This window comes from Vibrio sp. 10N.286.48.F5 (genome assembly GCF_041469785.1).
GTDB lineage: Bacteria > Pseudomonadota > Gammaproteobacteria > Enterobacterales > Vibrionaceae > Vibrio > Vibrio crassostreae_C.
The window spans coordinates 124152-138417 of record NZ_JBFRLG010000004.1 but is presented as its reverse complement, the minus strand read 5'-3'; the positions used below and the strand labels follow the sequence as shown (position 1 = coordinate 138417).

Annotated in this window: 12 protein-coding genes; 10 read left to right on the top strand and 2 right to left on the bottom strand. The window is 43.3% G+C overall.

Annotated features, from left to right (window positions below):
• The first annotated feature begins 41 nt into the window (after positions 1-41).
• The 3 genes from AB4185_RS03370 (at position 42) to AB4185_RS03360 (ending at position 3304) form a co-directional block, all read left to right on the top strand.
• Complete coding sequence (locus AB4185_RS03370) at positions 42-1985, top strand: ATP-binding protein (protein ID WP_017060404.1); 1944 nt, start codon at positions 42-44, stop codon at positions 1983-1985.
• Entirely contained in the window at positions 1978-2475 is a 498-nt protein-coding gene (locus AB4185_RS03365) for a response regulator (protein WP_017065410.1), read from the top strand. The genes AB4185_RS03370 and AB4185_RS03365 overlap by 8 nt, the downstream gene beginning before the upstream one ends.
• 286 nt (positions 2476-2761) lie before the next feature.
• Complete coding sequence (locus tag AB4185_RS03360) at positions 2762-3304, top strand: hypothetical protein (protein ID WP_017065409.1); 543 nt, start codon at positions 2762-2764, stop codon at positions 3302-3304.
• 161 nt (positions 3305-3465) lie between these two features.
• Here AB4185_RS03360 and AB4185_RS03355 read toward each other — a convergent pair whose 3' ends face one another.
• Positions 3466-4047, bottom strand: a complete 582-nt coding sequence (locus AB4185_RS03355; protein ID WP_017060401.1) for a TfoX/Sxy family DNA transformation protein — start codon at positions 4045-4047, stop codon at positions 3466-3468.
• 358 nt (positions 4048-4405) lie between these two features.
• Between AB4185_RS03355 and AB4185_RS03350 the strand changes: the two genes are divergently transcribed.
• The 5 genes from AB4185_RS03350 to AB4185_RS03330 all read left to right on the top strand — a co-directional run bounded on the left by AB4185_RS03350 (position 4406) and on the right by AB4185_RS03330 (position 9963).
• A complete protein-coding gene (locus AB4185_RS03350; RefSeq protein WP_017066065.1) occupies positions 4406-5326 on the top strand; it encodes an HDOD domain-containing protein in 921 nt (306 codons plus the stop codon).
• A gap of 54 nt (positions 5327-5380) precedes the next feature.
• The gene (locus AB4185_RS03345) at positions 5381-6286 is read left to right on the top strand and encodes a lysine exporter LysO family protein (protein ID WP_017071961.1); all 906 of its coding nucleotides are present in this window, start codon (positions 5381-5383) and stop codon (positions 6284-6286) included.
• A gap of 174 nt (positions 6287-6460) precedes the next feature.
• Positions 6461-6988 carry a hypothetical protein gene (locus tag AB4185_RS03340; protein ID WP_372134850.1) on the top strand — a complete coding sequence of 176 codons (528 nt, stop codon included), beginning with the start codon at positions 6461-6463 and terminating at the stop codon, positions 6986-6988.
• 118 nt (positions 6989-7106) lie between these two features.
• Positions 7107-8750, top strand: a complete 1644-nt coding sequence (gene panP / locus AB4185_RS03335; protein WP_017060397.1) for a pyridoxal-dependent aspartate 1-decarboxylase PanP — start codon at positions 7107-7109, stop codon at positions 8748-8750.
• A 358-nt stretch (positions 8751-9108) separates the two neighbouring features.
• Positions 9109-9963 (top strand): MurR/RpiR family transcriptional regulator, encoded by an 855-nt coding sequence (locus AB4185_RS03330; RefSeq protein WP_004734686.1) that lies wholly within the window; start codon positions 9109-9111, stop codon positions 9961-9963.
• Between the two features lie 124 nt (positions 9964-10087).
• Here the strand turns inward: AB4185_RS03330 and AB4185_RS03325 are convergent, their stop codons facing one another.
• On the bottom strand, positions 10088-11380 hold the full coding sequence (locus AB4185_RS03325; protein WP_017060396.1) for an iron-containing alcohol dehydrogenase: 1293 nt from the start codon (positions 11378-11380) through the stop codon (positions 10088-10090).
• 406 nt (positions 11381-11786) lie between these two features.
• Here AB4185_RS03325 and AB4185_RS03320 point away from each other — a divergent pair, with 406 nt between their 5' ends.
• Together AB4185_RS03320 and AB4185_RS03315 are read left to right on the top strand one after the other, a co-directional pair.
• Positions 11787-12050: a GrxA family glutaredoxin gene (locus AB4185_RS03320; protein WP_009847069.1), complete on the top strand. Its 264-nt coding sequence runs from the start codon at positions 11787-11789 to the stop codon at positions 12048-12050.
• Positions 12051-12299: 249 nt separating this feature from the next.
• Positions 12300-13982: an aspartate:alanine antiporter gene (locus AB4185_RS03315; RefSeq protein ID WP_017060395.1), complete on the top strand. Its 1683-nt coding sequence runs from the start codon at positions 12300-12302 to the stop codon at positions 13980-13982.
• Positions 13983-14266: the final 284 nt, after the last annotated feature.

Genomic DNA, 14266 nt, shown 5'->3' with positions numbered 1-14266 from the left:
TCTTGCTAGGCTAAAGACGTCGCTACTATTAAGGTTGAGCTGTGAATCAATACGCTGTTATCTGTTTGGACAATAATCCGGTTAGCATTGAAAGAATACGTTCGGAGCTGGCTCCGTTGGCTTCTGTATTCGATATTTATACTGCCGAGAACATAGAAGACGCACATCACGCATTAGAAGATATTCATGATCACAACCAAACCGTTGCCTTGGTGATCACTCATCATCATTCTGAATTTAATGGCGTGCAATTCCTGATTGAACTTCAACAGCTGCCCCATAGTAATACCGCAAGAACGATATTAGTCAGCGCTTCGTCAGACATTCAATCCATTTTAACCGCTGTGAATGAAGGTAGGCTCAACCACTGTTTAACCAAACCGGTTCAAGATCAGGTTCTGTTCAAATCAGCGCAAAAAGAGCTGACCTCTTTTGTTATCCAATACGACTCAGAAAACCTGCTCTCTTACAGCGATGCATTGGATCAACAACGCTTACTCAGAGCGCACATTGAGCAAAAGATTCACTCTTTCCAATCGGGTTTCATTCACGACTACCACCAGCTTTCTGATAATGCCCTTGCAGAACGTGTCGTCAGTGCCTTACAAGATGTGTTTTCAAAAGATGACAAAACTAAGGCCATTCGTGACTATTCCCCCGAGCATCTACTCACTGTGGAAGGCGAAGACAATCGCTTTTTATGGCTGATCATTGAGGGTGAAGCAGCTCTTTATAAGAAAGATGAACTTGGGCAACAGCGGGAAGTGGTACGTCACTCCAAAGGGAACATTGTTGGCGGGATGTCATTTGTAACAGGCGAGCCTTCGTTTTCTACGGCGATCACCCTAACGCAGACTCGCGTTATCAAACTGGATAAAGATAGCTTTGCTCAGGTGATGCATTCAAACAATACCCTGCTGCCTTTATTTACCAATCTATTGCTCCGTCATTTTAATCGACGTTTGCAACGCAGCATCACCAATAAGATCAAACTGCAGCAGACACTAGAATCATTAGAGTCTGCACATCAACAACTGATCGAGAAAGAGAAAATGGCGATGCTCGGGCAGCTAGTCGCGGGAGTCGCACATGAGCTGAATAACCCGATTGCTGCCATATTAAGAAGCATCGAAACTCTGTCAGACCATCTCGACCAAATATTGGCAAACCTATCCGTTCCAGAGTCCAATAAAGGGACTGACGTACTGGCACATTCAAAGTTAGCTAAGCCACTATCAACAGCCCAAGAAAGACAGCTCGTAAAGCATCTTACGTCGACGATTAATGACCGTGCTTTAGCAAAAAAAGCCGTGAGACTAAACCTAAGCCAAGACTCTACGGTTCTAAACACATTAAAGGCGTCCCCTGTCGCAGGCAAAGAGCTGCTCAATGACTTAGAGCATTACCATTATGTTGGAAACTCTATCCGCTCAATTCAAGTGTGCAGCAAGCGTATTGCTGATATGGTCAAAAGCTTAAAAAGCTATGCTAGAGAAGATGAAGAAGTTCGCCACTACACAGATATCCACGAAGGGCTTGAAGATACCTTAGTGATCTTCGAAAACAGGCTTAAACACCACCAACTCGAAAAGCATTACGATACCGACTTACCGCCTTTATTGTGCCAGTCGCTCTCGCTGCAACAAGTGTGGACCAACCTTATCTCCAATGCGCTCGATGCCCTATCTGAACGAGGAAAAGTGACCATCACCACTTCTCAACAGACAAAAGGCGACGACGCGTTTCTTGTGGTGCAAATCTCCGATACTGGCCACGGCATTGCCAAAGAAGACATCAACACCATTTTCAACCCAAATTTCACGACTAAAAAAGAAGGCAACTTTGGTTTAGGGATTGGGTTATCCATTTCTCAACAAATCGTTTCGGCTCATCAAGGGTTTATTTTGGTGGAGTCAGAGGTAGGCAGCCATACAAACATGCAAGTGTGGCTTCCATTCAAACAAGAAGGAGCACCTCATGAATAAGTACCTAATTTTATGTGTCGATGATGAACCTGAAGTTCTCAATAGTGTCCTTCAGGACTTGGCGATATTTGAAGAGAACTTTCTGGTTGAAGGTGCAGAGTCGGTCGATGAAGCCAAGCAAGTAATCAAAGAAATGGGACAAGATGGTATTAAGCTCGCGTTAATCTTATGCGACCACATCATGCCAGAAGAAACCGGCATTGATTTTCTGATCGAACTCAACCAACACGACGCTACTAAACCAACGCGTAAGCTGTTGCTCACCGGGCAAGCTGGGCTAGAAGATACCGTCACAGCCATTAACAACGCAGCACTTGATTTCTATATTTCAAAACCTTGGCAAGGCGACCAACTGAGAGACACGATTACTCAACAATTGACTGACTATGTCATTGCCAACGACAAGCAATTGCTTAACTGGACTTCGATCTTGGATACCGAGCGCATACTGACTTCAATGGCGGATAAACGCACCAGTTTTGGTGAATAGCACTGATTGGTTAATGGATACTGAGAATAGCGTCATCCGATATAAAAACCTTCCGAATGTATACAAATTTTGGATAATTCGCTCGTCTATTTTTCTCATTCGCCCTAAACATGAGATCTCCGTTACATACTGATCCTTAATTTGCTTGTTTTTTAACTAAATGAGTAAGGTTTTACATTTTAAAGGATTACTTTTCCGTGAGTTAGATTAAACTGTCTCAATGTTTATGGTTTGCCGATTTGTCTCAAACCAAAGGAATTAACACTAATATAGGTTTACGGTCGTTATGCGCAAAATTCTACTTACTACCGCTATGCTATTGGCTTCTGGTCAAGCACTAGCTGTTGATGAACAACCACAGGTAATGAGCAACTTTAACTATGATTACTTTGAAGCACGTATCGGTGCTAGCCCAGTAACATTTGGTGGTGCGTTCAGTAAGTCCATTCACCCGAACGCTCACGCTATAGCACGTATCGATTCAGAATTTGAAAGCGATTACGACTCAGCTGTAGGTCTTGGTTTCCACGCTCCATTAAACAACTGGGCAGACCTAACAGGTGAAATGCTAGCTCGTATCGTTCAACCTGAGAACTCAAGCTCTACTGATATCGGTATGGAAATCAACATTGGTGTTCGCCAATGGCTTGGTCCACAACTAGAAGTTGGTGGTAAAGGTGGTTACGTTTCTATCGATGACAACGATGATTGGACAGGTTCTGTTTACGCGCGTTTCCACTCTACAGAGCTTTTCTCTTTAGGTGCTGAAGCTCGTATTAACGACTTCTACGGTGACCAACTTATGTTCACTGCTCGCTTCAAGTACTAATACTTAAAGCTCAAGCCCTAGCAAATAAGCTCTCTATGAGCACTTAGCCTTTTGATACTTAGTCTTTTAAGAAATCCGGCTAAGACAGAAACAAAAAAACCGAGGACATTCCTCGGTTTTTATTTATTAACAGTAATCTTAAGCATATAAGGTAAACTTCTTTAGTGGCAGCTCTTTAGTAATTGCTGCTTGCGTGGCTCTTGTAATAGTTTCCAGTGAATACCATCAATTGCACCCGCAAATTTCCAAAGTAGTTTTAGGTCAACATCGTTTCCGTACGCTTCGCGAACCTTATTAAACACTTCAGGTGCGCCCAACTGCATAAACATTGAAACATCATCCACACCTGCCTTTTTAACCATGCGCTCTAACGTAAGCTGCATGTTTGGTAGATCTCTTAATCTACGGCTAGCTGATGACTTCTTGAAGCTACGCTGCTGAATTGAATTATCGATTGAAGTACGAATAATACTATCCAATTCAGGATGTTCACAGGTAAACAGATCCGTAATGTCGTAATAGTTTACGGTTGCTGTTGTCTGCTTCTTTACATGACGATACTTTTCACAATCAAGATCGGTCAGTTTTTTATCTAATGATTTTCCACCTCTAATGAATAAACAACCTTCACTCAATAAAGCGAACATAGCGTCATTTTGAAAGAGGCCAATACCTCCGAACATAGAACGTTTTTGATGCTCACCAAATTGATTCACGTAATTAATAAATGCTGTCTCGGTCATATCCGTTGATCCTTAATCAAATTACCCCGATTAGGTTGATCACCAGACAAGCAGCTTGTTATGCGAAAAATTTTAAATCTATTTTTTTATTCTATAGGTGAATATTATGGTTTCGTTTTCCACCTTTAAATAAATGATACTTCGAAAAGAAAAATAAGTCTGGACTTAGTTCACATCAATCAATTGAGTATTCCGGTTTTTCATGATTGACTTCACAGTAAACTATCAAACCATGCTTGAATTTGGACACCTAGTGATACACCGGTTCAAATTATTAAAGGTTATGTAGACGGGTGAGTATTGCCTCGCAGCATCGTGGCTTGTAAAATGGCAGGACAGACCTGTTTTTACTTTTTATATGAATCATTTATCGTTTTTCTGGCTACCTCAAAATAAGACTCTTCTCTTAAAGGGTCTAGAATCAGAGTTTGCCCAACTTGTTGGACATTCTATCTCAGCGGGAAAAATAACACTTCCTCCTATCCCTAACGTTGTACTGAAGATTCAATCGCTTTGTACCCTTGAATCAACTGGGATTGCTGACGTTGCCGAGTGCTTACTCGAAGACCCAGGCCTCGCTGCTATTGTCATTCGTGTGGCTAACTCTGTCGTCTTTAACCGACGTAATATTACTTGTGTTGATATTATGACGGCGGTGTCGCGCCTTGGCATATTAAGAGTACGTGACATCGTGACGGCTCAGGCTATTGAGCAACTCAAACACTCAGTCAACCTCAGTAAAGAATGTAATAAGGTATTGGTTCAGAGCGCTTCTGTATCAAAAGAGCTGGGCGCTACTATGGTGCTTGTTACCAACAGCTTCAAAGAGCTCTCCCCTACTGAATACCGTTACCTTGAGCATGAAAAATCGCTGCTTGTTGGATTACTGGCTGATATTGGTTTGTTCTGTTTGGTTAGCGAATACCACCTCTACCTCGAAAATGGCAATTACCTAGATCACGACATCGCTCTACAAATCTTCCAAGGCCAATGTTCTGCTACCAGTAAATTGGTGCTTAACCGTTGGGGCTTCGACAGCGACTTTATTGATGTGTGCAGCAATACCATCAATAACCACGAACAGCGTGAAGTCTCTTACTTAGATATCGCTCGAATCGCTAACCACCTGCTGATGTTCAGAAACAAGGATGAGAACATCGATGATCACGAAGTTGAACTTAACGTGACAGGTGCAGAGGTGCTTTATAAATTAAGCAACTTGAGCAAGCATGATTTTAATGCAAAGCTAAGCGACGTGATCAATACTAGCGGCTTCTAAGTCACTGTTAAATTACAAGTAAGTGTAATATGAAGTAAATGCAATGGGGAAAGCATGTTTACAGGGATGATCTTTATATTTGCGCCACTCGTCGTGGGGTATCTTTTTGCAATTTCGAACGCTCAGACATTAGAATTTATCAACCGCTCAACATCGCGGTTGATCTACGTGATTCTGGCGTTAATGGGACTAAGCTTAGCCGCCCTCGATAACCTAGGCAGTAACCTGCAGACAATCCTTCTATATACCGTCACTTTCTTTGTCTGCTTAAGCGTATGTAACCTAATGGCACTGCCCGCTATTGATAAGTTATTGCCACTCAAAACCGACAGTAGCAAGAAGAAGCTTCCCCTCTCTTCTATGGCGATGGAATCTGCAAAACTCATCTTAGTGGTAGGTTCAGGGCTAATCGCTGGCTTAGTGCTGCCTATTGGCCTTGATTGGGTTGATACCGCAAGCGAATGGATTCTGTTTGTTCTTCTATTCTTTATCGGCATTCAGCTGCGTAATAGCGGACTCACACTTCGTCAGATCTTACTCAACAAGCACGGTATGGTTATCGCAATCACCATTATCATCACCTCAATGTTAGGTGGTGTAATCGCGGCTTACATCCTAGATATCCCTCTGTTCAAAGCCTTGGCAATGTCTTCTGGATTTGGTTGGTACTCTCTGGCTGGTATCTTAATGGGTGACGCCTTTGGTCCTGTCTATGGTGGCGCTTCTTTCATGCTTGAGCTGTTAAGAGAGTTAGTTGCCTTGGTACTGATTCCAGTGCTAATTCGCAGCTACCCATGCACTTCCATTGGTTATGCTGGTGCGACTGCGATGGACTTCACCTTACCGGTCATTCAAACAACAGGCGGCGTTAGATGTGTGCCTATCGCTATCGTCAGTGGCTTTATCCTCAGCTTGCTTGTTCCGATATTGATGTTGTTCTTTGTATCTCTTGCTAACTAGATCGCAGGAATAGCGTTTGTTTTAGATTAGAATGCAACTCGAATACCAATGCCCAAGACACCGATACAGTTACCGAAATAAAAAGACACTAAGTGTCATTGCTCAACAAATAACGATCACGGTAACCTGTAACGACAAAGTTATAAAAAGAATAAACTTACAAAAGGAACCACTATGAAACGCCTTTGCGTCGCATTACTGCTAGCTTCAACTTCTACTTTCTCTTTTGCAGCAGATTCAATGTCTGAGACAAACCAGTGCCAAGCAAAAAAATATGATGCGTACATCGACGCTTCTTTGAATTGGTATGCCGACCTTGCTGCATTAACCTCTGAGCAATATCCAGAGCTAACAGAAGTGAGTGAGTGGTTCTTAGAAGGTCGTAAGCACCACTTTGAGCTGAATCGTGCTGCGGTTCACTACTACTTAGTAAACGACTCAAGCAAAGTGGCAACAGAGCAACCTGTAGAAGGTTGGTTGCAACTTGAGCAACACGACATTAAAACGCTATCAGCACGTGATGATGAGCTTGGTAAAATCGCGAAAACAACATTCGATGACCGCCAATCAACGCCTCACGCTCAAAACTACGAACTACGTTCTGCCTTTGCAGAGCTGCTTAGTCACCCTAAGCAAATCGACTCAGCGCTGCAGCGTTACAACCAGTCGATCAGTAAACTGGAAGCGATTAAGTGTAAATAACCCCGCATTTAATATGCTTTTTTGAGAAGTTGGATTTCATAATTAAGACGGGACATTGTTCCCGTTTTCGTTTAGATTGTCCCGCTCGCGTCAATATTAGAAAAATAACTCGCTTGCTATGGTTACGGAACAAAAAACAGCAGATGTTAGCTTCGACAGTCTTCTACGTATCTTCACGGTACCTGAAGGCCCAGATTCAACACTCACTCAAATTGAAGACAAACTTTCACGAAACCTGAATCAATTCTTACGTGAACATATTGTGGCTGAAGAAAAGCCGCTGCGTGAAATTGAGAAAGATTTTTCAAATGCTCATATCCCAGAGCAGCCTGAGTTTGTTTCTGAACATACTGAGCATCTCCTCGATTCTCTTGTGTCTCATTCGGTTCACACGTCTTCGCCAAGTTTTATTGGCCACATGACCTCTGCGTTGCCGTACTTCCTGATGCCGCTTTCAAAAATCATGATTGCGTTGAATCAGAATCTAGTAAAAATCGAGACCTCAAAAGCTTTCACTCCCCTAGAACGTCAAGTTCTGGGCATGTTACATCGCCTGATTTATCAAGATAGTGACCAGTTTTATTCTCGTTGGATGCACAGCGCAAACCACTCTTTAGGTGCGTTTTGTTCTGGCGGTACCATCGCGAACATTACAGCGCTCTGGGTTGCACGTAACAACGCACTAAAAGCGCAAGGTTCGTTCAAAGGTGTAGAAAAAGAAGGCCTGTTTAAAGCCATGAAGCACTACGACTACGAAGGCCTTGCCATCTTAGTCTCTGAACGTGGCCACTACTCTCTGAAAAAAGCCGCGGATGTCCTTGGTATTGGTCAAGAAGGTCTAGTGTCTGTTAAAACAGATAACGACAACCGTATTTGTACTGATGATTTAAGACTCAAGATCGAGCAGCTCAAGCAGAACAAGATCAAACCTTTCGCCGTCATTGGTGTGGCTGGTACAACCGAAACCGGTAATATCGACCCGCTAAGAGACATTGCTGAGGTGTGTGCCGAATCCGATTGTCATTTCCACGTTGATGCAGCTTGGGGCGGTGCGACTCTGATGTCTAACAATCATCGTCACCTACTTGATGGTATTGAACTGGCGGATTCAGTCACGATTGATGCGCATAAACAGCTTTATATCCCTATGGGCGCGGGTATGGTTCTGTTTAAGAAGCCAGATGCGATGACTGCGATTGAACATCATGCTCAATACATTCTTCGTAAAGGCTCAAAAGATTTAGGCAGCCATACGTTAGAAGGTTCTCGTTCAGGTATGGCAATGCTGGTTTACGCCGCAATGCACATCATTAGCCGCCCAGGTTATGAACTGCTGATCGACCAAAGCATCAACAAAGCGCGCTACTTTGCCGACCTAATTAAAGATCAGAGCGACTTCGAGCTGGTTTCAGAACCTGAGCTTTGCCTACTGACTTATCGCTATGTCCCTGAGTCAGTCAAAGCGGCACTGCTTAAAGCTGAGCCTGAACATCGTGTCGAACTGAATGAGTTGCTCAATGAGCTGACTAAGTTTATTCAGAAGAAGCAGCGTGAAACAGGTAAGTCTTTCGTGTCACGTACACGCTTAAACCCTGAAGCATGGGTACATCAGCCAATCATCGTTTTCCGCGTAGTATTAGCAAACCCACTAACAGGCAATGATATTCTTTCGTCAGTGCTTGAAGAACAGCGTGAGATCTCTAAACTAGCACCAAACTTGATGGGCAAAATCAACAAACTGGTTACGCAAATCAACGCATAGTCATTCAATTTTAGTTGCATCAAATTGAAAATTTCTTTCTTTTTGATGTAACTAAGCTGTCAGTTCATACTCATTTTGCATTCTTTTTGCTCAAACTCTCTTCCAATTCTGTAGTTTTCTAAAATTTTGTTGAGGTTTGTCATATTCTTAAGCATTCATGCCCTGTTTTTGTATTAGTAAATAGTATGTTGGGTTTATACTGACTCTATGGTGCTAGTTAGCTTGATATCTATTTGACGCAGCAGTATTTACGAAACCGAATATACATCGGCTTTGTGTTTACTGATATTTGCTTCAGCCATACCCCCTGGTAAAAGATATTAACTAGCAAGTTGTTCTCTATACCCTTGTGAACACTATGAATACATTAGAAAAAATACAAAAAAACCTGGAAAATTTCAGCAAGTCTGAGCGCAAGGTAGCCGAAGTAATTATGGCTTCCCCTCAAACTGCAATTCATTCTAGCATTGCTACCTTAGCTAAAATGGCTGACGTGAGTGAGCCTACAGTTAACCGCTTCTGTCGTCGATTAGACACAAAGGGCTTCCCTGACTTCAAACTTCACCTAGCTCAAAGCTTGGCAAACGGTACACCTTACGTGAACCGTAATGTTGAAGAAGATGATGGTCCAGATGCTTATACGCATAAGATTTTCGAATCAACTATGGCTTGTCTAGACGTTGCTAAAAACAGTCTAGACGCGATGCAAGTAAACCGTGCTGTTGACTTGCTGACTCAAGCAAAACGCATTTCGTTCTTCGGACTGGGTGCCTCTTCTGCTGTCGCCAAAGATGCTCAAAACAAGTTTATTCGTTTTAATATCCCAATCACATGTTTCGAAGACATCGTGATGCAACGAATGAGCTGCATTAACTGCAGTGATAACGACGTTATTGTTCTTATCTCTCATACTGGCCGCACTAAAAGCCAAGTTGAGATTGCAAACTTAGCGCGTGAAAACGGTGCGACAGTTATTGCTATCACAGCAAAAGATTCTCCACTGGATAAAGCGAGCTCGTTGTCTATTTCTCTGGATGTTCCAGAAGACACTGACGTTTACATGCCAATGGCAAGTCGCGTTGTTCAGATGACGGTTATCGATGTGCTAGCGACAGGCTTTACGCTACGTCGTGGTTCTGGTTTCAGAGAGAACCTAAAGCGCGTCAAAGAGTCACTTCGTGATTCACGTTACGAGAAGTACTCTCAGTTCTAATCTGCTTAGTCATGAACTGAAAACAGATGACCAGAGAACAAGTTGAATAAAAAAAACGGAGCCTAGAGCTCCGTTTTTATTTGTCTGTATAAAATGACTTATACAACGAACAAGTTTAAGACCGTTAGATAGTCCAACTATTGCCCTTCTCAACCACGCTGTTTTCGGACGCATAAGAATTGATAATGGTAAAGCTCGACTCGACAGCTGGCTCTTGCCCAATTTGATTCATTGAAGCTCCCTCATGATGCCCTTCTCTACAACTGCACTTCTCGCATACTTGCTTCAAAATATGCACGAGCCTCTCTTGGTTAAGCGGTAAAGGGTTTCCTTTAATCGCCACTGATTTGAGCGCGTCGGCAGACACCTCATCAAACTGGGCTTCACAGACACCAAATTCCAACAAGTTGGGTAACTTAAGCGTATCAAGCACTTCCGATAACCAAGAAATTGCCTCCTCTTCTATTGCTTCTACGTTACCTGTTACTATCTGAGCGATTCGCTGATAACGCGCTAGGATGTCGCTTCTTTGCTGCTCTTTTGCAACGGCTATGTTCTCCAACATCACAAACGGCGCTAAACGCGCGGTAATCACACTATGAGGCGCAGAAATCTTACCTCCTAGTGCGGAGGCTAAACCATGGGCTGCGCCAAGCTTGGCATTAGTTATCGCCATACCACCGAGCATAGAAGCGAAAGCAAGATCAGAACGTGCTTGAGGCTCATCATAAACACACGCTTTAACCACAGAACCACTCAACTTACGCAGCCCTTCTTCACAAATCATATCGGTTAACGGATTCGGTTCACCACACACGTAGGCTTCCATTAGATGAGTAAAGGCATCCATCGCACCTCGCCCAGATAGATATAGATTGGTTCCATGAGTTAGGGTTGGGTCGACAATCGCAACGTCGGCCAGCATGTCTGGGCTTCTCAGGCTGATTTTTACTTGGTCTTGGCCTGATTTCAGCACCGCGTTTTTAGTGACCTCGGCGCCGGTACTCGCTGTGGTTGGAATTGCGATAAACGGAAGTGGTTTGGTTTTAAGAGGAACATTACGCCCGACCACTTCAACATAGTCATATAAATTGCCTTGATTAGGTAAAACCGCAGCCAACGCTTTGCCCATATCGATGGCGCTACCGCCCCCCATGGCGACAACCATATCTGGCTTAAATCGACGAGCAGAAATAGCCGCCTCTTCAACCATTTTGATATTAGGTTCACCGGAAACGGCAATGTGCTGATAACGCATACTCTGCGCATCAAGATAGTCAGTAACAATTGAAGTGCGCTCTAATGTATTGCCTGTAACCAATAGCACGCTGTAGCCATATTGATTAAAGAGAGACAATGAAGCGGAAAGTGCTCCATCACCAAAGATGATCTTTGTAGATGTCATAAATTGAAACATGGTGCCTCCTGCGCCTATGACCGAACAAAACTGCGAACTCTTGGTTATTGGAATTTAGCCTTTATATAGTGCATCAGTATTAAGATGCCTCGTTCTGTATGCGCTTTTTTTGACGAGGTGCAACTTGTCGCATTAAAGATGGATTAATGTCGTATTCTTAGGGGTAATTCACACTCTTAAATTAAGGGGAATCAATCTGAATACCCATCAGAAATCAGCATGGATCCTTTTTGTGACCATTATTTGCTCTGATAGACAAAACCTATTGTATTAAGAGGTAATTCCATCTTTATTTCCCCATGGCATTGAGGCATAGTTGGTTTTATGAAATTTTGAGTGGCATTCACTAAAGAATAGTTAACATAATCGAGTTAACGAGCCTCATCCCGTATTTAGGAGAAATTAAATGTTTGTAGTTATTTTTGGTCGCCCTGCTTGCCCATTCTGTGTTCGTGCAAAAGAGCATGCTGAAACTCTTAAAGCTAAACGCGATGACTTCAACTACCGTTACGTTGACATCCACGCTGAAGGTATCAGCAAAGCTGATCTAGAGAAGACTGTTGGTAAACCTGTCGATACAGTTCCACAAATCTTCATCGACCAAGACCACATCGGCGGCTGCACAGAATTTGAAGCATACGCAAAAGAAAACCTAGGTCTTTTCGACTAAGCTAGGATTTCTCAAACGAGAATCAGGGCTAAAGCCTTAAACAGCTGACCCATTTAGGCGTTAGACTGTACGATTTATAGAAAGCCCGCTCACTGTAGCGGGCTTTTTTATGACCAGTTTTCATACGGAATAAGAATAAGGTCAAAATCAAGTAAATTAACAAAATATTGCTTATAATTTATTTATATTTAGATACAATTCACCTCTCAAACTTACCCTGTGTTCCACGCCAATTATTGAGCGACCACCGTGAATATCGACGTTGTTTTTCTGTTAGAACAAAACCCCATTCTCCTCATCTTTGTTGTTTTATCGATTGGATTAGCCATTGGTAAAATTCGTTTCGGCAGCCTCCAACTTGGTAATTCAATCGGTGTTTTGATTACTTCCCTTATCATGGGACATCTTGGCTTTTCTTTTAACGCAGATGCGCTCACCATTGGTTTCATGCTGTTCATCTACTGTGTTGGCATTGAAGCTGGACCAAACTTCTTCGGTATCTTCTTCAGAGACGGTAAGCACTACCTCATTCTGAGCCTTGTGGTACTTTCTACCGCAATTGCCCTAACCTATTTCAGTAGTCATTACCTTGGCCTAGGCTTTGGTTTATCTGCAGGCATGATGGCAGGTGCCTTAACAGCAACGCCGATATTGGTAGGTGCTCAAGATGCTCTGAATTCTGGGCTTGCAGAATTACCAAGAAACATGGACTTGAGCCTGATTATCGAAAACCTTTCAGTCGGTTACGCGATGGCTTATTTGGTTGGCTTAATCAGTATGATTATGTTTGCTCGCTTGATTCCAAAACTTCAAAAAGTGAACCTACACGACTCGGCAGAGCAAATCGCCCAAGAACGTGGGTTAGGCGCTTCAGGTCAGCGTAAGGTTTACTTGCCCATTATTCGTGCTTATCGAGTGGGACCAGAGCTCATCTCTTGGACTGACGGTAAGAATCTGCGTGAACTGGGCATCTATCGCCAAACAGGCTGTTACATCGAGCGTATTCGACGTAATGGTATTCTTGCCCATCCAGATGGTGATGCAATTCTGCAAGAAGGCGATGAGATCGCATTGGTTGGTTTCCCAGATAGCCACGCTCGTCTAGACCCAAGCTTCCGTAACGGTAAAGAAGTTTTCGACCGTAACCTTCTCGATCTGCGTATCGTGGAAGAAGAGATCGTCGTTAAGAGTGACAGTATCGCAGGTAAGCGCCTATCAGACTTAAACCTGTCTGAATACGGCTGTTTCCTTAACCGCGTAGTACGTGCTCAGATTGAAATGCCGATGGACTTAAACATCGTGCTTTCTAAAGGTGACGTCCTACAGGTGAGTGGTGAAAAGAGTCGAGTGCACGGCCTAGCTGAGAAAATTGGTTTCATCTCAATCCACAGCCAAATGGCGGATTTGATGGCCTTCTGTAGCTTCTTCATTTTGGGTATTTTGTTTGGTTTGATCACCATGACATTCGGTCAGGTATCGTTTGGGCTAGGTAACGCGGTTGGCCTGCTTCTATCGGGCATCATGCTTGGTTTCCTACGAGCGAACCACCCTACTTTCGGTTATGTGCCTCAAGGTGCTCTGAACATGGTCAAAGACCTCGGTTTGATGTTCTTTATGGTCGGTATCGGCTTGAGCGCCGGTGGTAAGATATTTGAGCACTTAACCCAAGTTGGCCCACAGGTAATAGGTATTGCCCTAGTAGTGAGTGTGCTGCCAGTATTCTTCGCTTACTTGGTTGGCGCTTACGTATTGAAGATGAACCGAGCTTTGTTGTTCGGTGCAATCATTGGCGCGCGAACTTGCGCTCCAGCGATGGACATCGTAAATGACCACGCTCGCTCAACGATTCCGGCTCTGGGTTATGCGGGTACTTATGCGATAGCCAATATATTGATGACCTTAGCAGGCACTTTCATCATCATAATTAGCTAGCATCTGCTGCATTAAAAGCAGCCAAGCTTAGATATTTCAAATGCACTAATTCACTTTGGGTTAGTGCATTTTTTATAACCTGTTTTAAGCGGTTCAAGCCTTCTTCCCCACTCCTGCTCTTAACTCTCTTCATCCCTTATTTCTACTCTTGTCCCCCTTCGAATCGCGGTAGCCGTATCCGCTCTTAAATCTCTTCGCATCCCGCCACTCGAATCCCATATCTGCTCTTAATCTCTTGAACCAAATAGCAGACAAAAAAATAGGCGCTCAATGAGCGCCTATTT

Coding starts and splice junctions, on each gene's coding strand:
- AB4185_RS03365 (WP_017065410.1), top strand. CDS start 1,978: ATGAATAAGTACCTAATTTTATGTGTCGATGATGAACCTGAAGTTCTC.
- AB4185_RS03360 (WP_017065409.1), top strand. CDS start 2,762: ATGCGCAAAATTCTACTTACTACCGCTATGCTATTGGCTTCTGGTCAA.
- AB4185_RS03355 (WP_017060401.1), bottom strand. CDS start 4,047: ATGACCGAGACAGCATTTATTAATTACGTGAATCAATTTGGTGAGCAT.
- AB4185_RS03350 (WP_017066065.1), top strand. CDS start 4,406: ATGAATCATTTATCGTTTTTCTGGCTACCTCAAAATAAGACTCTTCTC.
- AB4185_RS03345 (WP_017071961.1), top strand. CDS start 5,381: ATGTTTACAGGGATGATCTTTATATTTGCGCCACTCGTCGTGGGGTAT.
- AB4185_RS03340 (WP_372134850.1), top strand. CDS start 6,461: ATGAAACGCCTTTGCGTCGCATTACTGCTAGCTTCAACTTCTACTTTC.
- panP (WP_017060397.1), top strand. CDS start 7,107: ATGGTTACGGAACAAAAAACAGCAGATGTTAGCTTCGACAGTCTTCTA.
- AB4185_RS03330 (WP_004734686.1), top strand. CDS start 9,109: ATGAATACATTAGAAAAAATACAAAAAAACCTGGAAAATTTCAGCAAG.
- AB4185_RS03325 (WP_017060396.1), bottom strand. CDS start 11,380: ATGTTTCAATTTATGACATCTACAAAGATCATCTTTGGTGATGGAGCA.
- AB4185_RS03320 (WP_009847069.1), top strand. CDS start 11,787: ATGTTTGTAGTTATTTTTGGTCGCCCTGCTTGCCCATTCTGTGTTCGT.